Annotated in this window: 18 protein-coding genes and 1 riboswitch; of the genes, 8 read left to right on the top strand and 10 right to left on the bottom strand. The window is 66.1% G+C overall.

Annotated elements, in window-relative coordinates; translation table 11 throughout:
- Positions 1-10: 10 nt before the first annotated feature.
- Complete coding sequence (locus tag ABIC94_RS16325; protein ID WP_354374049.1) at positions 11-604, bottom strand: NADPH-dependent FMN reductase; 594 nt, start codon at positions 602-604, stop codon at positions 11-13.
- Positions 605-757: 153 nt separating this feature from the next.
- Between ABIC94_RS16325 and ABIC94_RS16330 the strand changes: the two genes are divergently transcribed.
- The 7 genes from ABIC94_RS16330 (at position 758) to ABIC94_RS16360 (ending at position 9,943) form a co-directional block, all read left to right on the top strand.
- Entirely contained in the window at positions 758-1,546 is a 789-nt protein-coding gene (locus ABIC94_RS16330) for a hypothetical protein (protein ID WP_354374050.1), read from the top strand.
- A 153-nt stretch (positions 1,547-1,699) separates the two neighbouring features.
- Positions 1,700-1,831: riboswitch (glycine riboswitch) on the top strand.
- Between the two features lie 202 nt (positions 1,832-2,033).
- Positions 2,034-3,617, top strand: a complete 1,584-nt coding sequence (locus ABIC94_RS16335; RefSeq protein ID WP_354374051.1) for an ABC transporter substrate-binding protein — start codon at positions 2,034-2,036, stop codon at positions 3,615-3,617.
- Between the two features lie 21 nt (positions 3,618-3,638).
- The gene (locus ABIC94_RS16340) at positions 3,639-4,580 is read left to right on the top strand and encodes an ABC transporter permease (RefSeq protein WP_354374052.1); all 942 of its coding nucleotides are present in this window, start codon (positions 3,639-3,641) and stop codon (positions 4,578-4,580) included.
- 24 nt (positions 4,581-4,604) lie between these two features.
- On the top strand, positions 4,605-5,552 hold the full coding sequence (locus ABIC94_RS16345; protein WP_436318030.1) for an ABC transporter permease: 948 nt from the start codon (positions 4,605-4,607) through the stop codon (positions 5,550-5,552).
- Positions 5,553-5,554: 2 nt separating this feature from the next.
- On the top strand, positions 5,555-7,171 hold the full coding sequence (locus ABIC94_RS16350) for an ABC transporter ATP-binding protein (protein WP_354374053.1): 1,617 nt from the start codon (positions 5,555-5,557) through the stop codon (positions 7,169-7,171).
- Between the two features lie 37 nt (positions 7,172-7,208).
- Positions 7,209-8,711, top strand: coding sequence for a M81 family metallopeptidase (locus ABIC94_RS16355; RefSeq protein WP_354374054.1), 1,503 nt, complete (start codon positions 7,209-7,211; stop codon positions 8,709-8,711).
- 47 nt (positions 8,712-8,758) lie between these two features.
- Positions 8,759-9,943: a M20 aminoacylase family protein gene (locus tag ABIC94_RS16360; RefSeq protein WP_354374055.1), complete on the top strand. Its 1,185-nt coding sequence runs from the start codon at positions 8,759-8,761 to the stop codon at positions 9,941-9,943.
- Between the two features lie 25 nt (positions 9,944-9,968).
- Here the strand turns inward: ABIC94_RS16360 and ABIC94_RS16365 are convergent, their stop codons facing one another.
- The 4 genes from ABIC94_RS16365 to pbpC all read right to left on the bottom strand — a co-directional run bounded on the left by ABIC94_RS16365 (position 9,969) and on the right by pbpC (position 15,767).
- Positions 9,969-11,249: a CynX/NimT family MFS transporter gene (locus ABIC94_RS16365; protein ID WP_354374056.1), complete on the bottom strand. Its 1,281-nt coding sequence runs from the start codon at positions 11,247-11,249 to the stop codon at positions 9,969-9,971.
- 55 nt (positions 11,250-11,304) lie between these two features.
- Positions 11,305-11,985: a FadR/GntR family transcriptional regulator gene (locus ABIC94_RS16370; protein ID WP_354374057.1), complete on the bottom strand. Its 681-nt coding sequence runs from the start codon at positions 11,983-11,985 to the stop codon at positions 11,305-11,307.
- Positions 11,986-12,072: 87 nt separating this feature from the next.
- The gene (locus ABIC94_RS16375; RefSeq protein WP_354374058.1) at positions 12,073-13,494 is read right to left on the bottom strand and encodes a TPM domain-containing protein; all 1,422 of its coding nucleotides are present in this window, start codon (positions 13,492-13,494) and stop codon (positions 12,073-12,075) included.
- The gene (pbpC, locus tag ABIC94_RS16380) at positions 13,491-15,767 is read right to left on the bottom strand and encodes a penicillin-binding protein 1C (RefSeq protein ID WP_354374059.1); all 2,277 of its coding nucleotides are present in this window, start codon (positions 15,765-15,767) and stop codon (positions 13,491-13,493) included. The genes ABIC94_RS16375 and pbpC overlap by 4 nt, the downstream gene beginning before the upstream one ends.
- Positions 15,768-16,035: 268 nt before the next feature.
- Here pbpC and ABIC94_RS16385 point away from each other — a divergent pair, with 268 nt between their 5' ends.
- The gene (locus ABIC94_RS16385) at positions 16,036-16,242 is read left to right on the top strand and encodes a hypothetical protein (protein WP_354374060.1); all 207 of its coding nucleotides are present in this window, start codon (positions 16,036-16,038) and stop codon (positions 16,240-16,242) included.
- Positions 16,243-16,260: 18 nt separating this feature from the next.
- Here ABIC94_RS16385 and ABIC94_RS16390 read toward each other — a convergent pair whose 3' ends face one another.
- Genes ABIC94_RS16390 through ABIC94_RS16410 form a run of 5 tightly spaced genes read right to left on the bottom strand, consistent with a single transcriptional unit; the run spans position 16,261 to position 19,086 of the window.
- The gene (locus ABIC94_RS16390; protein WP_354374061.1) at positions 16,261-16,887 is read right to left on the bottom strand and encodes a LysE family translocator; all 627 of its coding nucleotides are present in this window, start codon (positions 16,885-16,887) and stop codon (positions 16,261-16,263) included.
- A 27-nt stretch (positions 16,888-16,914) separates the two neighbouring features.
- The gene (locus ABIC94_RS16395; protein ID WP_354374062.1) at positions 16,915-17,184 is read right to left on the bottom strand and encodes a DUF2277 domain-containing protein; all 270 of its coding nucleotides are present in this window, start codon (positions 17,182-17,184) and stop codon (positions 16,915-16,917) included.
- A 32-nt stretch (positions 17,185-17,216) separates the two neighbouring features.
- Positions 17,217-17,711 (bottom strand): GNAT family N-acetyltransferase, encoded by a 495-nt coding sequence (locus ABIC94_RS16400; protein ID WP_354374063.1) that lies wholly within the window; start codon positions 17,709-17,711, stop codon positions 17,217-17,219.
- Positions 17,712-17,733: 22 nt separating this feature from the next.
- Positions 17,734-18,159 carry a GNAT family N-acetyltransferase gene (locus ABIC94_RS16405; protein WP_354374064.1) on the bottom strand — a complete coding sequence of 142 codons (426 nt, stop codon included), beginning with the start codon at positions 18,157-18,159 and terminating at the stop codon, positions 17,734-17,736.
- Positions 18,160-18,186: 27 nt separating this feature from the next.
- A complete protein-coding gene (locus ABIC94_RS16410) occupies positions 18,187-19,086 on the bottom strand; it encodes an FkbM family methyltransferase (RefSeq protein ID WP_354374065.1) in 900 nt (299 codons plus the stop codon).
- Positions 19,087-19,219 lie beyond the last annotated feature (133 nt).

Consider the following 19,219-nt stretch of genomic DNA (forward strand, 5'->3'; position numbering starts at 1 on the left):
GTCACTTGGCTTATGAGTAGGGCGGCGCCTTGCGCGCCCGCTGTTCGCGCGCGGCCTCGGTCCACCAGGCCAGGTCATCGGCAAAGCGGCCGAACGAACGCTGGAGCGATTCGCCCGCGCTGCCGGCGGGCTTGCCGCTGGCATCCAGCGTCTGCGAAATAGGCCCGACAGCCAGCGTGCTCGAAATGACGACCATGCCCATCTCCGACAGGATCGAATGCCACACGGTGCCTGAGCGCACGCCGGAAAACCGGCCCGCCGAGTAGCTGGCAATTGCAGCGGGGCGCCAGAACCATTCTTCGAGGAAGTGGTCGGTCAGGTTCTTCAGGCCGGGTTGCGGGCCCCAGTTGTATTCGCCGGTCACAAAGACGAAGGCGTCCGCGCCGCGTATCTTCTGTGCCAGTGCCTCCATGGCCGCGGGCGCGGTACCCGCAGGGTACTCTTTGTACATGCGGTCGAGCATGGGCAGGCCGACAGCTTGCGCGTCGATCAGCTCCGCATCGGCGCCTCGCGACCGGAGGCTCGCCACCAGGTAGTCCGCCAGGCGAATGCCCATGCGGTCCGACCGGTAAGAACCATAGAACACCAGAATCTTGTCAGCCATTGTTCGTCGCTCCGTTGCAGGCCGGGGCGGCCATGGTCGCGAAGGCTACAACATCGGGTGCTCACGCTGGTGTTGCGGCTGTTGCGACTGGTTGCGCCCGATTGCCGCAATTGGTAGCAGCATCTTTCAAAGGGTCTGGCTACCATCGCGGCCATGAACAAGCTGCCTGCCCTTCGCACCGCTGCCTGGACGCTTGCCGTGCTGCTGACGGGCCACGCGTTCGCCGCACCTTCGGCGCAGGTGTTCGATGCGGTCAGGAAGCCGCAGGCGGTCGATCCGGAGTGGCGCGCGCGTTTGTGTGCGTTGCTGCCGCAGCCCTGCGACGCGCAAGCGCTTGGGTTGTACCGGCTGCGCGGCGCGGCGGCAAACGACTATGTGGTGCTGTCGGCCGAGCCGCTCGCCATGGCGCGCATCAAGCGCGACAAAGACACCAGGACCTGGCGGCTGAACCGCTTGCACGACTTCAGCAGCTATTCGGCCATCATGAAAAAAGACGCCGGCACGGGCATGGCCGACGTACGCCTGTCTCTCGCGCCGGCGCTCTACCCGCTGGCCGAAGGGCAGTGGGCCGTGGCCGTGCTGCAGACCGTGTCGGAGATGTATTCGGGCGGCGGCGCCTCGTTCAGCAAGGCCGACTTCGTGCCGCTCGACGACACCAGGGCCGTGCATGAAGGCATTCCTTTTTCGTGCTCGAAGATGATCCGTGCCTGCTTCAGCGAAAGGGATCACAAGCAGTCGAAGCGTTGCCACGACGAGAGCAACGGCAGCCTTCGCATTGTTTACGACGAGCCCGCCAAACCCGGTGAACCCCACAGCTGGCAATACACGTGGCTGCAGAGCGAGTGGCCGGCGAACACGCCCGCAAGCGGAATGACCACCACGCGCCTTCATTTCACCGCGAAGACCACCGAAAGAGCGAGCTTCTGCGGCGGGCCGCAGTAGCCTCCGGCTCATTTCTGTTCGCGTGCGCACGACGCCGAGTGGCACGCATTCTGCTTAGAAGAAAACATCCAGGAGAAATGCCGGCTCGATGCTTCGAGTTAGTGCATTACCGAAGGCGACAGCCCGTAACGCTCAGGTCCCCAGACTGGATATACGACTAACGCTGGAGAGCGCTGCCCGGAGTCCTGAACACAAAAGGATTCCGAGGGCGGCCGCCGAAGGGGCAAGCCATGCGCGATGAGCGTGCATGGTGAATCTCTCAGGCTAAAGGACAGCAGGGGCAGCTCGCGCAGCGCGCGGGGTGACCTTTGCGCGCTTCCGGAGCCTTCTTCTTGATGACTTTCAACAGAGCGCATTGCGCGTTGTTCTCTTCTCCATCGGATCTTCCGAGGCCTGCGTACGCGCGCAGGAGCCCGGCTGAATCGCGTCCCCCGTTCTTTGCCCCTTGCCGACTTTTCCTCACGATTTATCAACCGGAGAACCGAAGATGCTGTCGAAACGAAACCTGAAAGCCGTTGTCGTGGGCGCCGTGCTCGCTGCCGCTGTCGCAAGCGCGTTCGCTCAAGATGCGGGCAAGGTGCTGCGGGTGGTGCCTCAGTCCGATCTGAAGATTCTCGATCCGATTTGGACCACCGCATTCATCACGCGCAACCATGGCTATGCCGTGTACGACACGCTCTTCGGCGTGGACGAGCAGGGCAAGGTCAAGCCGCAGATGGTCGACAAGTACACCACCAGTGCAGACGGCAAGACCTGGACCTTCACGCTGCGCAAGGGCCTGGAATTTCATGACGGCAAGCCGGTGACGTCGGAAGACGTGCTGGCGTCGCTCAAGCGTTGGGGCCAGCGCGACGGACTGGGCCAGAAGATGTATGCGGCGCTCGACAAGGCCGAGGCTGTCGACGCCAACTCCTTCAAGCTGGTTTTCAAGGACACCTTCGGCATGGTGCTCGACGCGCTGAGCAAGCCTTCGTCGAATCCGCCGTTCATCATGCCGGCACGTGTGGCCGCTACCCCGTCCGACAAGCAGATCGACGATGCCACGGGATCGGGCCCCTACGTCTTCAAGAAGGACGAGTACCGTCCCGGCGAGAAGATCGTGTACCTGAAGAACACCAAATATGTGCCCCGCACCGAGGCACCCTCGGGCACTTCGGGCGGCAAGAACGTGTACGTCGAGCGCATGGAATGGATCATTCTGAAAGATGCGCAAACGCAGGCCAATGCGCTCGCCAACGGCGAGGTCGACATGATCGAGTGGCTGCCGCCCGAGCAGTACACCGCGCTCAAGAACAACCCGGCCATCACGGTCGACAACCCGATTCCGAAGGGCTCGTTCGCGCTGCACCTGAACCACGTCATCCCGCCGTTCGACAACCCGAAGATCGCGCAGGCGGCCATCATGGCCATCAACCAGGAGGCGCTGATGCGTGCCCAGATGGTGCACAAGGAGCTCTACAACAGCTGCGCGTCGGTCTACCCGTGCGGGACGATCTTTTCCAACGACAAGACCGGCTACTTCACCGGCAAGCCGCAGTTCGAGAAAGCCAAGGCACTGCTGAAGGACGCGGGCTACGACGGCAAGCCCGTCGTGCTGATGTACCCGGCCGACTTTGCGCTGCTCAACAAGTTTCCGCCGGTGATGGCGCAGTTGCTGAAGCAGGCCGGCTTCAACGTCGACATGCAATCGATGGACTGGCCCACGCTGGTGACGCGACGCGCCAAGAAAGACCCGGTGGACAAGGGCGGCTGGAATCTCTTCATCACCGGCTGGGGCATTGCCGACAACATGAACCCGATGTTCTACGCACCGCTCACGGGCAACGGCGAGAAGGGCTGGTTCGGCTGGGCCACCGACGACAAGCTGGAGCAGCTGAAATCGGACTTCCTCGCGACGGCCGACGAGCCCCGGCGCAAGGAACTGGCCACGGCCATCCAGCAGCGCGTGTACGACACCGGCATTTACGCGCCCGTCGGCGAATACAAGCCGCTCACGGCCTACCGAAAGGGCGTGGTGAGCGGCGTGGTGCGCTCCCCGGTCAACGTGTTCTGGAACATCAAGAAGAGCTGAGCGCGCTCCTTCGCAAAACCCATGCTGATCTTTCTTGCGCGCCGCATCCTGTCGACCGTGCCGGTGCTTGTCATCGTCGCGCTGATCGTGTTTCTCATGCTCCGGCTGGCGCCCGGCGATCCGGCTGCCGCCATCGTGGGCGACAGCGGCACCAGCGAAAACATCGCGAAGGTGCGCGAGCAGCTGGGGCTGAACGAATCGCTCCCCGTGCAGTTTCTGCACTGGAGCGGCCGGTTGCTGCAAGGCAACCTGGGCGAGTCCTACTTCATGAAGAAAACGGTGGTGGAACTCATCGGCCAGCGCATCGAGCCGACGGTGTCGCTCGCGGCGGTGACGCTGGTGGTCACCATCCTCGTCGCGGTGCCGCTGGGAGTTATTGCCGCCTGGCGGCACGGCGGCTGGCTCGACCGCATGCTGATGGGCTTTTCGGTCATGGGCTTTTCCATACCGGCCTTCGTGATCGGCTATGTGCTCATCTGGATCTTTGCGCTGCACCTGCAGTGGCTGCCGGTGCAAGGCTACCAGCGGCTGAGCCAAGGGCCGCTGCTCTGGATCAAGCACCTCATCCTGCCTTCGATCACGCTGTCGATCATCTACGTGGCGCTGATCGCGCGCGTCACGCGCGCGGCCGTGGCCGAGGCCATGACCGAAGACTACATTCGCACCGCGCGCGCCAAGGGCATCTCGGAAAAGCGGGTGCTCATGCGGCATGCGCTCGCCAACGCGGCAATTCCCATCGTCACGGTGATCGGGATCGGCATTGCACTCCTGATTGGAGGCGTGGTGGTTACCGAAACCGTGTTCGCCATTCCGGGCCTCGGGCAGCTCACGGTGGATGCGGTGCTGTCGCGCGACTTTCCGCTGATACAGGGCATCACGCTGTTCTTTTCAGTCGTCTATGTGCTCGTCAACCTGCTGATCGACCTGAGCTACCTGGTGTTCGACCCCCGTATCCGCTATTGAGGCGCAAGAACGGAACAAAACACGATGACCGATTCACTTGCCACTCCCATGCTTTCAGGCGACGCTCTCGCTGAACCGCTGCCGCCGCCCAGGCGCCGGTCGCTCCTCAAACGCATCCTGGCCGACTGGTCGGTGCGCGCCGGCGGCGGCGTGCTGATGCTGCTGGTGCTCATCTCGCTCGCTGCGCCATGGCTCGGCACCATCGACCCGACCGCCATCGACCCCGGCAGCGGCAATCTCCTGCCCGGCACGCGCGGCGAATTCAACAGCCTGGCGGGCGACACCTTCGAGCACCTGTTCGTCATGGGCACCGACAGCCTGGGCCGCGACATCTGGAGCCGCACGCTCTACGGTGCGCGCGTGTCGCTCACCGTGGGCGTGTCGGTGGCCGTGCTGGCGGTGGTGTTCGGCATGCTCGTCGGCTTGCTGGGCGGCTACTTCCGCCGGCTCGACAGCGCGATCATGCGGTTGATGGACGGCGTCATGGCCATCCCCGGCATTCTGTTCGCGATCAGCCTGGTGGCGCTGTTCGGCGGCAAGCTGCTGACGGTGGTGGTGGCCATTGCGGTGCCCGAGATTCCGCGTGTGGCGCGCCTCGTGCGCTCGGTGGTGCTCACCGTGCGCGAAGAGCCCTATGTGGAAGCGGCCATTGCGCTGGACACGCCGACGTGGAAGATTCTTGTGCGCCACATCCTGCCGAACGCCATTGCGCCGCTCATCATTCAGGCGACCTATGTGTGCGCCTCGGCGATTCTTGTCGAAGCCATCCTGTCGTTCCTCGGCGTCGGGCTGCCGGCCGACATGGCCACCTGGGGCAACATCATGGCCGAGGGCAGGGCGCAGTTCAACCAGTTCCCGCACAACGTGCTGTTCCCCGGTATCTTCCTGGCGCTCACGGTGCTGGCGGTCAATATCCTCGGCGACGGGCTGCGCGACACGCTCGACCCCAAGTTCAACAAGCGCGGGGGCTGAACATGACGCAAGCACCTGTTCTTTCCGTTCGCGACCTTGCCATTTCGCTTCCGCGCGGCGGTGACCGGCCGCATGCGGTCGACAAGATTTCCTTCGACGTGCCGCCCGGCAAGATCGTCTGCCTGCTCGGCGAGTCGGGCTCGGGCAAGTCGGTCATCGCCAATGCGGTGATGGGGCTGCTGCCTTCGGCCCTGGTGCCGGTGCGCGGCGCCATCGAACTGCAGGGCGAGAACCTGCTGGCCGCAACGCCCGCCCGCCTGCGCCAGCTGCGCGGGCCGTCGATGGCCATGGTGTTCCAGGAGCCCATGACCGCGCTCAACCCCGTAATGACCTGCGGTGCGCAGATCGACGAAATGCTGGCTCAGCACGTGCAGATGGGCTCGGCCGAGCGGCGGAAAAAGATCATGGCCATCATGGCGCGGGTCCGGCTGCCCGAGCCCGAGCGCATCTACGCTTCGTATCCGCACCAGCTCTCGGGCGGACAGCGCCAGCGCATCGTGATTGCGATGGCGCTCATCCTGAAGCCCGTGCTGCTGATCTGCGACGAGCCGACCACCGCGCTCGACGTGACCACGCAGGCCGAGATATTGCGGCTCATTCTCGAGCTGCAAACCGAGAACGGCACGGCTGTGCTCTTCATCACGCACGACTTCGGCGTGGTGGCGGAAATTGCCGATGAAGTGGTGGTGCTGGAGCTGGGCGCCATGATCGAGAAGGGCGACAAGATGGCGGTGCTCACGGCCCCGCGCGAGCCCTACACCCGGATGCTGCTCGACGCGGTGCCCGAGCTCTCGCCGCCGCAGCGGCCACCGGTGGTGGACACCTATCCCCTGCTCAACGCGGTGAACATCTGCAAGACCTACATCACGGGCAGCTGGCCCGGCAAGCGCCGCACGGTGAATGCGGCGCGCGATGTGTCGCTCGAGGTGCGGCCCGGCGAAACCGTGGGCATCGTCGGCGAATCGGGCTCGGGCAAGTCGACGGTGGCGCGTTGCATCGCGCGGCTGATCGATCCGAGCTCGGGAGACATCTTTGCCGACGGCCGCTCGGTGGCGCATGTCAAGGGCCGCGCGCTGTCGCCGTTCCGGCGCACGGTGCAGGTGATTTTTCAGGATCCGTACCGTTCGCTGAACCCGCGGCAGACCGTGGGCGCCTCGATTGTCGAAGGCCCGGTCAACTTCGGCATGCCCCGCGAGCAGGCCTGGGCACGCGCCGAAGAGCTGATGCGCCTCGTGCGCCTTTCGCCCGATGCGCTTCGCCGCTACCCCAGCGAATTTTCGGGCGGGCAGCGCCAGCGCATCTCGATTGCGCGCGCGCTGGCCTGCGATCCCAAGGTGCTGATTGCCGACGAGGCCGTTTCTGCACTCGACGTTTCGGTGCAGGCGCAGATCCTTCGCCTGCTCGACGAAATCCAGCAGCGGCTGAAGATCGGCATTCTCTTCATTACCCACGATCTGCGTGTGGCCAGCCAGATCTGCGACAGCGTGCTTGTCATGAGCCAGGGCGAAATCGTGGAGCGCGGCTCGGTGCGCGACGTGTTCTTTGCGCCGCGCCACGACTACACGCGCAAACTGCTGGCGGCGGCGCCGGGTCGCGACTTTGCTTTTGCACGCAGCTGAAACCTTTTCATTCCCACGATCAAGAAAAAAGGATCCCATGAAAGTCTTCATCGCCGGTTTCCAGCACGAAACCAACACCTTCGCGCCGAGCAAGGCGGACTGGGCCGCTTTCAACGCGGGGTCAACCTTCCCGCCGTACCGGCGCGGCGCCGCGATCGTCGAGGCCTACGCGGGAAGGAACATTCCCGTCGGCGGCTTCATCGACGCCGCGCGCGAGAAGGGCTGGTCGCTGGTGCCTTCGGCCTGGGCCGGTGCCACGCCCTCGGCGCATGTGACGGAGGATGCGTTCGAGCGCATCTCGGCCGCCATCACTGAAGACCTGGCCGCTGCATTGGCCGACGGCGGCATCGACGCGGTCTATCTCGACCTGCACGGCGCGGCCGTGACCGAGCACCTCGAAGACCCTGAAGGCGAACTGATCGCGCGCATCCGCATGCTCGTGGGGCCCGGCGTGCCGATCGTCGCGAGCCTGGACCTGCACGGCAACATCACGGGCCGGATGCTGGCCGAGGCCGATGCGCTGGCCACCTACCGCACCTATCCGCATGTCGACATGGCCGACACGGGCAGGCTCGCCGCCGAACTGCTGGAACGCCGCATCGCGCGCGGCTCGCGCGAGCCGCTGCATGCGCGGCGGCTCAGCTTCCTGCTGCCGCTCAACGTGCAGTCGACCATGATCGAGCCGGCCGCATCCGTGTACCGGCTGCTCGGGGAACTCGACGCCAGGCACGATGCAGTGCTGAGCTTTGCCACCGGCTTCCCCGCCGCCGACATCGCCGAGTGCGGCCCGGTCGTGTGGGGCTATGGCGACGATGCCGGCGCGGCCGTGGCCACGCTGTACGAGCGCATCGACCAGCCGCGCTCTCAATGGCGGCTCGACGTGCTGGAGCCGCGCGCGGCGGTTGCGCAAGCCATGGCGCTGGCGGCGGACGCGGGCAAGCCGGTGGTCATCGCAGACACGCAGGACAACCCCGGCGCCGGTGCCGACAGCAACACCACCGGAATGCTGCATGCGCTGCTGGCCGAGGGCGCGGGCAAGCGTTACCCGGGGCAGGTCGCGCTGGGGCTGATGTTCGATCCCATTGCGGCCGCGGCCGCGCACGAGGCCGGCGTCGGCGCGCAGATCCGCATCGCGCTCGGCACCTCGGTGCCGACGTGGGGCGGCCGTTTCAGCGATGCGCCCGTGCAAGGCCTCTTCACCGTGCGCGCGCTCAGCGACGGGCAGGTGCACGGCAAGGGGCCGATGTCGCGCGGCGGTGTGGTGTCGCTCGGCCAGAGCGCCTGCCTGGAGATCGACGGCGTGCGCATTGCCGTGGCCAGCGGCAAGAGCCAGATGCTCGACCGCGAGTTCTTCCGCTACCTGGGCATCGAGCCGGAGGCGATGAAGGTGCTGGTCAACAAGAGCTCGGTGCACTTTCGAGCCGACTTCGCGCCCATTGCAAGCCACATCCTCGTGGCCAAGGCGTCCGGTCCGATGGCCGCCGACCCGGCCGACCTGCCATGGACCCGGTTGCCCGCCACGATGGCGCTGCAGCCCTGAGCAGAGCTTCCGTCACATCCACCACCCATCCGGAACACGAGACCACGATGCCGCAAAGCGCCCAGCACTACCTCGAGTACATGAGAAAGAACGCCGCCGAATTCGTCACGGTGCGCCAGCAGATCCACCAGAACCCCGAGCTTGGCTTCGAGGAATTCGGCACCAGCGACCTGGTGGCCGAGCGCCTCGCCGCCTGGGGCTACGAAGTGGAGCGCGGCCTCGGCGTGACGGGGCTCGTGGGTCGCCTGAAGCGCGGCAGCGGAACGCGCGCCATCGGCATCCGCGCCGACATGGACGCATTGCCCATCGAGGAGAAAACAGGCCTGGCCTACCGCAGCGGTCGGCCCGGGATCATGCACGCCTGCGGCCACGACGGCCACACCGCGATGCTGCTCGGCGCAGCCAAATACCTGGCGCAGCACGGCGAGTTTTCGGGCACGCTCAACCTGATCTTCCAGCCGGCCGAAGAGGGCATGGGCGGTGCCGTGAAGATGATGGAAGACGGCCTGTTCGAAAAATACCCGTGCGATGCGGTCTACGCGATGCATAACTCCCCGGGGCGCCGCCAGGGCAACCTGGTGTTTCGCGAAGGCGCGGCCATGGCCTCATCGGACTACGCCACCGTCACGCTCACCGGTGTGGGCGGCCACGGCGCCATGCCGCACCGCACGGCCGACCCGATCGTCGCCGCTTCGAGCATCGTGATGGCGCTGCAGACCATCGTCTCGCGCAACGCCGACCCGCAAGAGATGGCGATCGTTACCGTGGGCGCCATTCACTCGGGCAAGGCCAACAACGTGATTCCCGAAACGGCGGTGCTGGAGGTCAGCGTCCGTTCGCTCAACCGCGAAGTGCGCGAGCTGCTCGAAAAGCGCCTCAAGGCCATCGTCACGGCGCAGGCCGAAAGCTTTGGCGTGAAGGCCCAGGTCGACTACCGCAAGGGCTACGCGGTGCTGGTGAACACACCCGAAGAAACCGAGTTCGCACGCCGCATCGGCTACGAACTGGTGGGCGCGGAGCATGTCGAGCCCCAAGGCCCGGCGGTCACCGGCAGCGAAGACTTCGCGTTCATGCTCGAGAAGAAACCCGGCTGCTATCTTTTCATCGGCAACGGCGCGACGGGCGAGCACGGCGGTTGCATGGTGCACAACCCGGGCTACGACTTCAACGACAGCAACCTGCCGATCGGCGCAGCCTACTGGGCGATGTTGGCTGAGAGCTACCTGAAGTAGCAGGCAGGTCGCCGGACCCGTTCCCTCAGCGCCGGGGAACCGTTACCGCGCCCACATGCATCGTGCGTCCCGCGCCAAGGCCCGCCATCACCAGCGCAATGCCCAGCCCGATGAAGAGCCACGACGATGCGCGGAAGCTCCCGGTCCAGCCATGCAGCAGGCCGGCAACCAGCGGGCCGCAGGCGGCCACGACGTAGCCCACGCCCTGCGCCATGCCGGAGAGGTGCGCCGCCACGTGCGAATCGGGCGAGCGCAGAACCATGAACGTGAGCGCGAGCGCAAAGGTGCCGCCCTGCGCAATGCCCAGCAGCACGGCCCACAGCCACACGCCGCCGAGCGGCGCGAACAGCATCGCCAGCATGGCGGCCACGGTGACGATGGCCAGCACCACCGCCAGCCCGCGCTGGTTGCGAAGCCTCACCGCCACCGCGGGAACGACCAGGCAGGTCACCACCTGCGTCATGACCGCCAGCGACACGACATAGCCGGCGGTTTCACCGCCGAGCCCGCGCTCGCGCAGGATCGGCGCGAGCCAGCCCATCACGATGTACGCAAGAGCCGACTGCAGCCCCATGAAGAACGTGACCTGCCAGGCCAAGCGGTCGCGCCACAGCCCGCGCACGGTAAAGCCCGACTCGCTCGCCACCGGCTTCAGCGGCAGGGCCTGCGGCGCCCAGATCAGCGTGACCACGAGGGCCGGCACCGCCCACATGGCAAGCGCGGAAGTCCAGCCGCCGCCCAGCGCATGTTCAAGCGGCACCGTGAGCCCCGCCGCGCTGGCCGCGCCGCCGCACACCGCCATGGTGTAGAGGCCCATCATCAGCGCCGCCTGCCCGGCGAAGTCGCGCTTCACCAGGCCGGAGAGCAGCACGTTCGACACCGCAATGCCGCTGCCCGCAATGGCCGAAGCCACGAACAGCAGCGGGATGTTGCCGGTGCCGCGCAGCACCGTGCCGACCAGGATGAGCATCATGCAGGCGAGCAGCGTGCGCTCGGTGCCGAAGCGCCGGCCCAGGCCCGGCGCCAGCGGCGCGAACACGCCGAGGCACACGATGGGCAGCGTGGTCAGCAGGCTCGCGGCGGTGGCGGAAAGGCCGGTGGCCGCCATGATTTCGGGCAGCATCACCGACAGGCTGGCGAACACCGGCCGCAGGTTGAAGGCAATCAGCACCACGCTGGCGCCCAGCAGGATGCGGCGGGCCAAGCCCGGCGCCGGCGTGGGATGCGGCGCGGGCATGCTATCCGCCTCGGCGTCGATCAGCAGTTCGCCGGCGGCGCGGTTGGTAGAGAACGGCACCGCGCTCATGGGTGCACCCTTGGCGCCATGCGCCTTCCCGCCAGGCGGGAGCGAGCTTGCTTCTTCATGGCGCGCCCTGCGACAGCGTGTCGATCATCGGCGACATGAAAGCGCGAACCGCCTCCGCGGCGCGGTCGGGGCTGCGGCTTGCAATGGCGTCGACGATGGCCTGGTGCGCGGCGTGGTCGGGCTCCGGCAGGCTGGTGCCCATGGTGCTCGCGATGGTTTCCTTGATGTAGCCGGCAATGAAGCGGCAGGTTTCGGCCAACGCCAGGTTGCCCGAGATGTCGACGATGGCCAGGTGAAAAGCCAGGTCGCGTTCGATGAAGCCCGCACCGGCGTCGCTTGCGTCGGGTACGCCACGCTTTTCGAGCAGGGTCTTGAGGTTGCGCAGGTCCTTGGCGGTGTGGCGCACGGCGGCCAGCCGCGCGGCCTCGACCTCGAGCGCGCGGCGCACCTCGAACTGGTCGCGCAGGCTGGCGCGCCGCATCTTCTGCAAACTGACCGAGGGGTCGAAGCCCGAGCGCACATAGGTGCCGGAGCCCTGCTGCACTTCCAGCAGGCCGCGCGAGACCAGCGTTTTCACAGCCTCGCGCACCGTGCCGCGGCTCACGCCGAGCAACTGGGCGAGCTGCGGTTCGATGGGAATGCGCGAACCGACAGCCCAGCGGCCGGCCGCGATTTCGGCGCGGATGCTGTTCGCGGCGCTGTCGGCCAGGGAGGTTCGGGGTGCTTGGGCCAGCATGTGAGTCAGAAAGACCTATTCATTGAATCATTGGATGAATTTTCGCTCGTTGCGCAAGTCGCAGTCGCGAGCAGGGTGATTGGCGAGCTACCAGCTGCCGGATGCGCCGCCGCCGCTGCTGGAGCCGCCGGACGAAGATGAAGATGAAGAAGACGACGAGGAAGAAGACGAGCTGCTGGAGGAACTTCTGCTGCTGCTGCTCCAGCCGCTGTCGCTCGAGCTTTCGCTGTAGCGGGTGCGGCCCGTGCCGTTCCCATTGCCGAAGGCGAGCGGGAGAAAGGCAAAGGCCGATGTCACCACGGCCACCAATGTGAGCGGCATCCATATCGCGTCCGCCGGAACGCCCTCGAAGGCCGTCACGCCCATCACGGCCAGGGCGCCGAGCACGAAGAGAAGACGCAGCCCGAAGCTGGCGATGCTTACGCGCCAGGCGTTGCGCATGCCGAACGCCACGCCCGAGGCGAACGCAAGGCCGATCACGGCGGCGAGCAGATACATGGCGCCCTGGAGCAGCACATCCGCTTCCACCCTGCGGGCCACCACGACGAGCAGCACGATCAGCAGTACCGCGGCGGCGGTGATGCGGCGTGCGGAACGCGAGCGGGCGCATGCCATGCCCAGCGCGAAGCCGAGCGGTACGGGCATCGCCGGAAGCATGAAGAGCATCACAGGTTCGCGCAACGCGCCGGCTGCCGCCAGCGGAGCCGCTGCGAGCATGCCGAGCGACAGCTTCCAGTGGGAATGCGCGTACGAGAACGAATCCGGAGCCGCAGCGGCCGCGCGCTTGCGCTTCTGCCTGCCGGACCGCCAGTTGTGCCAGACCCCCACGCCGACGCTCCAGAGCAGTACGCCGAAGACGGCCCAGCCCGCCGGCGTCACGCGGCCCATCCCGGTGGGGCCGCTTTCGTCCTGCTCTTCCGGCTCTTCCGGCGCTTGCATGGCCTGCTGCTCGTCCTCCAGCGTGTCCGGCCCCGCGATCATCATGGAAGGCTGCGTGCCGACCCGCTGCGACAGCGCTTGCAGCGCGGCCTCGATGCCCCCCGCGAAGTCGCCCTTGCGAAAGGCTGGCGTCATCTGCTCGTCGATGATGCGGGCGGCCTGTATGTCCGTGACGCTGCTTTCAAGACCCGTTCCCACCTCGATGCGCATGCGGCGGTCTTTCAGCGCCACCAGCAGCAGCATGCCGTCGTCTACTTGCTCGCGGCCCAGCTTCCAGGCGGCGAAGACGCGCGTGGCGTATTGCTCGATCGAATCCTCTCCGGTGGTCGGCACGATCAGTACCGCGAGCTGTGCCTGGCTTTCGTTCTCGATGGATGCGATCTGCTGCCGCAGGGCCTCGGCTTCGGAGGGCTTCAGCGTCTTCGTCAAATCGACCACGCGCGACTGCATCGGCGGCACGGGCACAGGCTTGGCTTGCGCCGGCAAGGGCCACGCGAGCAGCGCAGCCACGCACAGGCTCAACCACCACCAGAGCCGCGGAGTCCATGCCGCGCCGATGGCCGGCCTCATCGGCGAGCGCTTTTCGTGACCACGCCGGCGCCGCGCACTTCGAGCTTGCGTTGGTCGACCACCTTGCCCGTCGCGTCGACGAGCTCGATCACGTGGCGACCGGGCCAGGGCAGCCATTGCGCGCTGTTGCCGCGCGCAAAGTGCTTGCCGTCGATGCGCCATTGCACGCCGCGGCCTTCGGACTCGAAGCGCACGCGCTGGTGCAGCGGCGGAATGTCGGGGTCCAGCGCGATGATGGTGCCGTCGGCCGGCGCGGTGATGCGTGCGGGCGCGGTATCCGCCAATCCGCCGGACGTGCCCGGCGTGCCGGATGCACTCGTGTCGAGCGCAAAAAGCGGTTGCTCCGTGCCCTGCAGGAACCATTCGCTGCGTGCCGCCTCGAGCGGATTGCCGTCCGCACCGGGCCCGAACGCCACGCGCGCCTCGACCAGGCCGGCGGGCGGCTTGGGCGCGCGGCTCGGTTCGCGTGCGTGCAGGAAGCGCATCACCTCGGCCCACACGGGTGCCGCGCCGCTGGTGCCGCTCACGTCCCACATCGACGCGCCGCTCGCGTTGCCGACCCACACGCCCACCGTGTAGCGCTGCGACCAGCCCACGGCCCAGTTGTCGCGCATGTCCTTGCTGGTACCGGTTTTCACCGCGGTCCAGAAGCGCGTCGAAAGAATGCTGTCGAGCCCGAAGGTGCGCGTGCGTGCGTTCGCGTCCGACAGGATGTCGCCGACGATGAAGGCCGCAGCGGGGTCGAGGACGGGCGCTGTGGCGGTGTTGTCGGCGGCCTTGGCTTTTGCTGCTGACGAGGCCGGTGGCGGAGCGGGCACGCGCACTGTCAGTGCGATCGGCCCGTAGCGCCCTTCGTTGGCCAGCATGCGATAGGCATTGGTGAGCGACAGCAGCGACACCTCGGCGCTCCCCAGCGCGAGGCTGTAGCCGTAGTAGTCGCCGCTTTCGCGCAGCGGCAGGCCGGCCGTGCGCAGCTGCCGCGCAAAAGATTCGGGCGACACCATCACCAGCGTGCGCACGGCCGGCACGTTGAGCGAGGCGGCAAGCGCCGTGCGCGCCGACACCGGTCCCTTGAACTGGCGGTCGTAGTTCTGCGGAATGTAGAGCCCGCTCGCGGTGTTGATCTGCGCCGACGAATCGTCGATCAGCGACGCCGCGGTGAGCCGCCGCTCGGCAATGGCCTGTGCATAGAGCAGCGGCTTGAGCGTGGAGCCGGGCTGCCGCAGCGCGGTCACGGCGTCGACCTCGGCCGCCTGGCTCAGCGTGCCCGATGAACCGACCCACGCGAGCACCTCGCCGCTCGCGTTGTCGAGCACCACGAGCGCGCCGTCTTCCACGTGCCGCCCGCGCAGCTCCTTCAGGTGGCGTTGCAGCGCATCGAGCGCAAAGCGCTGCAGCGGGGCGCGCAGGCTGGTTCGCACGTCAGTCTCTTTGTCACCAGCTTCGCGCAGCTCTCGCAGCACACGCCGCGCCGCATGCGGCGCAATGCCTTCGTTCGCATCGAACGCCCGCCGCTGCACGGCCGCACTGGTGAACATGTCGAGCGCATCGCAATCGATTTTTTGACCCGGCTCCATTGCGCGCATGACCTCGCAGGCGCGCTGCGCCACCGCCGCGGGCTTGGCATTGGGTGCCCGCACCAGTGCGGCGGCCACGCTGGCCTCGCGTGCGTCGAGGCCGCTCGGGGCCTTGCCGAACAGCGTGCGCGAAAGCGCGTCGATGCCCACGATCTCGCCGCGGAACGGCACAGTGTTGAGGTAGGCCTCGAGGATCTGGTCCTTGCGCCAGTTGCGCTCCAGCTGCGTGGCCGCCACGGTCTGGCCGATCTTCTGCGTGAAGGTGCGCCCGCTGTTGGCGCGGCGCAGGTCTTCGTCCAGCAGGCCCGAAAGCTGCATCGTGATGGTCGACGCGCCGCGGGTGCGCGTGTTCCACAGGTTGGCCCACGCGGCGGACGACACCGCGCGCCAGTCGATGCCGCTGTGCTCGTAGAAGCGCCGGTCTTCGCTCAGCACCATGGCCATGCGCAGCGCGGGCGAAACGTCGGCCAGCGCAATCCACTGGCCGCGCCGCACGGTGGCGTCGGTGCGCACGCGCTGCAGCAGCTCGCCGTTGCGGTCGAGCACCGCGGTGTCGGAAGAACGGAACTCGCGCTTCACCTCGTTGAAGCTCACGACGCCGGCGGCAAGCGCAAGCGCCGGCCGCGCGCAGGCCGCCACGATCAATGCAGCGACAAAAAGGGCGCTGCGGCTGGCAATGAATGGCGGGCGATGCATGAGGGGTTTGAAGGCGGGGCGGATATCGATGGCGTGGCCGCGCCATTCTCGGCGATGCGTCCACGGGAACTGCACCTACTTCGAGACGGGCGCGCCGCCGCCTCCCCCGGGGAGAAATTACCCCCAAAGTTCACAGCGCAGATCCACATCCGGTAACGAACTTCACGCCCGAGCCTCATTCGGGATACGGAGCCGAGACGGAGGTGGCCTTCAATGCAGACGTCGGCTTGCGGAGGCAAGCCGCTTTCCAAAACTCCAAGGAGAAATCATGAAAAAGACATTGGCTCTTCTGCTTGCCGCATCGGCTGTTCTGGCTGGCTGCGTCGTTGCGCCCTATGACCGTCCGGCGCCGCGCCCTGGCTACGGCTACGGAGATCGGGACCGCGACGGCGTACCGAACCGCTACGACCGCGATCGCGACGGCGACGGGGTGCCGAACCGCTACGACCGCAGGCCGAACAATCCGTACCGTTGACCTGCGCCGAAGCGCAGCTCAGGCAGGCCGGCGCGCGAGCAACGCCCACACGCCTGCCGCGCTCAACAGCGAACCGCCCGCAAGATTGAAGCGCCGCTGTGCGCGCGGCGAAGAAAGCAGCTTGCGGGCCGATCCCGCAAACACGGCGTAGAGCGTGGCATTGAGCGCCGCCATCGCCACGAACGTGACCGCCAGCACCCACAGCTGGCGCGTCATGTCGGCCGCAGGGCTCAAAAACTGCGGCAAGAACGCCACGAAGAACACGATGCCCTTGGGGTTCAGCGCCGTCACCAGGTAGGTGTTGGCGAACAGCCTCCAGCGCGAATCGGGCGCGGCCGGCGCCGCGATTTCGGCCGACGTGATGCCCGCGCGCAGCAGCTTGATGCCGAGGTACAGCAGGTACAGGCCGCCCGCCCACTTCACCACCGTGAACCAGAACGCCGAGGTGGCCAGCAGCGCGCCAAGGCCGAGCAGCGAAACCACCAGCGCCGTCGAATCGCCCAGCGCCACGGCCGCAACCAGCGGCACATTGGCGCGCCGGCCATGCGACATGGAGTAGCTGATCACCGTGAGGATGGTCGGGCCGGGAATGATCAGCAGCACGGCCGATGCGGCGACGAAGGCGAGCCAGAGTTCAACGGGCATGAAGAGTCTCCTGAGGTTGTTGTTGCGTTAGGCGCCGAAGCGCGCGGCCGACCTGGCCTTGGCCCGTTCGGCCTCGATGTCGCGGTCGCGCGGCTCGGCGGTGGTGACCAGCGAGTCGATCAGGCGCGCAGCCGTCGCGGCCACTTCATCGACTGCGCGCTCGAAGGCTTCCTGGTTGGCCTTGGAGGGCACGCTGAAGCCGCTGAGCTTGCGCACGAACTGCAGCGCCGCGGCGCGGATCTCCTGCTCGGTGGCGGGAGGCTCGAAGTTGTAGAGGGTCTTGATGCTTCTGCACATGGGAACTCCATTCGGCAGGGAATGGCGCCAGTCTAGCGAAGCAGCGCCATCGTGTGGGCGTCGTAGTAGATGCCGTCGATCAGGCTGGCGCGGCGGATGAAGCCTTCGTGTTCGAAACCGAATTGCTCGTACAGCCTCGTCGCTTTCAGGTTGTCCACGCGAACGGCGAGTTCGATGCGGGTCAGCCCGCGCGCCCACGACTTGTCGATGGCCGCCTGCAGCAGCTTCGCGCCGAATCCCTGGCCGCGCATCTCGGGCATCAGGGCGAGGCCCAGCACGCCGATGTGGGCCCGCGATTGGCCAACAAGCGGCGATATGTCGCACCAGCCCACGACCTTGTCGTTGCCATCGACAGCCACGAAATGGGGGAAGCCCGCGGCCAGCACGTTGCGGTAGTGGGCAAGCGATTGCTCCCATGGCGGCGCCTGCGTAAGCGCGAGGTACTTCTGCTCGCGCGCCACCACGTCGAGCGCCTTGTACAGGCTCTGGAAGTGGCACTCTTCGGTGGGAACGACGGAATGGTTCATGTGCGCCAGACGAAGTGGATGTTCATTCGATCAGGCCGCGCTCGAAGGCCTGTGCCTGATTCTCGAAGACGGCCATCGCGGTCTTCATGCGCCTGAAGCCGAACTTTTCGTAGAAGGGCTCCTTGCCGGCCACTGCGTAAAGAATGATCTTGCGGTGCCCCCTCGAGAACTCCATGAGCCGCGAGACGATTTCCCTGCCGAGGCCGATGCCCTGATGGCCGGGGTGCACGGCCACATCGCAGATGTAGGAGCAGTCGAGCCCGTCGGCCACCGCGCGCCCCGCGCCCACAAGGCGGCCGTCGTCATACACGAAGCACTTGAACATGCTGTTGGAGAACACGAGCTTCAAGCCGTCGGGCTGCTTGTTGCCCAGCGGCGCGGCCTGGTAGAGCCGCGAGAGTTCTTCCCAGTCGAGGGCTTCGAGCGTGTGGCGCCATTCGAGTGTCATGGAGCGTGCCTTCTTGGTTGCATTGGATCAGGACGACGCCTTCAAGACGCTTTCTAGTCGCCTTCGAAGCCAGCTCGACTTGGACTCCGCACTTGTGGTGCCGGTGTTTGTGGCCGACTCTGCCAGAAAAACGTACATCGGGCTCGTGTGATGCATCTCGTCGGTGGGCTGTGTCGACGGGTCTTTCAGAACCAGCTCGTAACCCTCGCGGGTAATGAATGCACGGTATGCAAACGGGTGCGTCGGAAGCACGAGCTGATGAAATTCGTCATAGAAGCGGTCGTATAGCTCAGCGATGATCACGCGCGGCGGATTCGTGCTCAATGTGTGCTTCGCGCCGCGCAACGCGTCGGCTTCCGCGCCCTCGACGTCCAGCTTCCAGACATCGAGGTGGCCGAAGGTTTCCGTAAGAAGATCGATCGTCGTCAACTGGACTTCGACCGTCTGATGAGTTTCCCCAAAAACAGTCGGAAAGACCTCGGTGATCTCTTTTTTGAGGCTGGACCCCTGGTTGTGCAGTGTCGATAGGATCAACGGAGCGTTGCCGATGTTGCTGGAGATGGCGCGATTGATGGCGCGCACCCCCCGTCCTTCAATGGACCTGAGCCGTTGACAGATCGAAGGTACCGGCTCTACCGCCAAGACCGTTCGAGCACCGGCTTGCAGCATTTCGATGGCCGTAAATCCGATGTTCGCTCCTGCATCGAGAACTGCGTCTCCAGGTCGCACGAAGCGCTGCAAAAGAAATGCGTCGACGTCCGATTGAGGGTGTTTGGCCTTGAACAACAGCTTGGCCGCGTAGGCACGCTCATGCGGATGCTGCAGGTTGATATCAAGACGACGACCGTCGATTTCGAACAGCATGCGCCCTTCAGTCCGGATGTGGGGCTCGACGCTGGCGAGGAAGAAGTCGGTGGTATCGGTCATGGGTTGTTTTGCGTTTCAGCGAAGAGAAATTATTGTCCCGCACCGGCAGAGCTATTCGCAGACGCCCCGTCATGGTGTCCCAGTCTTCGAGTACGGCGCGATGTTTTGCGCCGCCAGCAGTTCAGCGATCCCA

This window comes from Variovorax paradoxus, from assembly GCF_040544635.1.
GTDB lineage: Bacteria > Pseudomonadota > Gammaproteobacteria > Burkholderiales > Burkholderiaceae_C > Variovorax > Variovorax paradoxus_R.

Excerpts from the sequence above, each read along its gene's own strand:
- ABIC94_RS16330 (WP_354374050.1), top strand. The coding sequence starts at position 758 with ATGAACAAGCTGCCTGCCCTTCGCACCGCTGCCTGGACGCTTGCCGTG.
- ABIC94_RS16400 (WP_354374063.1), bottom strand. The coding sequence starts at position 17,711 with ATGAACCATTCCGTCGTTCCCACCGAAGAGTGCCACTTCCAGAGCCTG.
- ABIC94_RS16360 (WP_354374055.1), top strand. The coding sequence starts at position 8,759 with ATGCCGCAAAGCGCCCAGCACTACCTCGAGTACATGAGAAAGAACGCC.
- ABIC94_RS16365 (WP_354374056.1), bottom strand. The coding sequence starts at position 11,249 with ATGAGCGCGGTGCCGTTCTCTACCAACCGCGCCGCCGGCGAACTGCTG.
- ABIC94_RS16340 (WP_354374052.1), top strand. The coding sequence starts at position 3,639 with ATGCTGATCTTTCTTGCGCGCCGCATCCTGTCGACCGTGCCGGTGCTT.
- ABIC94_RS16355 (WP_354374054.1), top strand. The coding sequence starts at position 7,209 with ATGAAAGTCTTCATCGCCGGTTTCCAGCACGAAACCAACACCTTCGCG.
- ABIC94_RS16390 (WP_354374061.1), bottom strand. The coding sequence starts at position 16,887 with ATGCCCGTTGAACTCTGGCTCGCCTTCGTCGCCGCATCGGCCGTGCTG.
- ABIC94_RS16385 (WP_354374060.1), top strand. The coding sequence starts at position 16,036 with ATGAAAAAGACATTGGCTCTTCTGCTTGCCGCATCGGCTGTTCTGGCT.
- ABIC94_RS16375 (WP_354374058.1), bottom strand. The coding sequence starts at position 13,494 with ATGAGGCCGGCCATCGGCGCGGCATGGACTCCGCGGCTCTGGTGGTGG.
- ABIC94_RS16350 (WP_354374053.1), top strand. The coding sequence starts at position 5,555 with ATGACGCAAGCACCTGTTCTTTCCGTTCGCGACCTTGCCATTTCGCTT.
- ABIC94_RS16345 (WP_436318030.1), top strand. The coding sequence starts at position 4,605 with ATGACCGATTCACTTGCCACTCCCATGCTTTCAGGCGACGCTCTCGCT.
- ABIC94_RS16325 (WP_354374049.1), bottom strand. The coding sequence starts at position 604 with ATGGCTGACAAGATTCTGGTGTTCTATGGTTCTTACCGGTCGGACCGC.
- ABIC94_RS16395 (WP_354374062.1), bottom strand. The coding sequence starts at position 17,184 with ATGTGCAGAAGCATCAAGACCCTCTACAACTTCGAGCCTCCCGCCACC.
- ABIC94_RS16410 (WP_354374065.1), bottom strand. The coding sequence starts at position 19,086 with ATGACCGATACCACCGACTTCTTCCTCGCCAGCGTCGAGCCCCACATC.
- ABIC94_RS16370 (WP_354374057.1), bottom strand. The coding sequence starts at position 11,985 with ATGCTGGCCCAAGCACCCCGAACCTCCCTGGCCGACAGCGCCGCGAAC.
- pbpC (WP_354374059.1), bottom strand. The coding sequence starts at position 15,767 with ATGCATCGCCCGCCATTCATTGCCAGCCGCAGCGCCCTTTTTGTCGCT.
- ABIC94_RS16405 (WP_354374064.1), bottom strand. The coding sequence starts at position 18,159 with ATGACACTCGAATGGCGCCACACGCTCGAAGCCCTCGACTGGGAAGAA.
- ABIC94_RS16335 (WP_354374051.1), top strand. The coding sequence starts at position 2,034 with ATGCTGTCGAAACGAAACCTGAAAGCCGTTGTCGTGGGCGCCGTGCTC.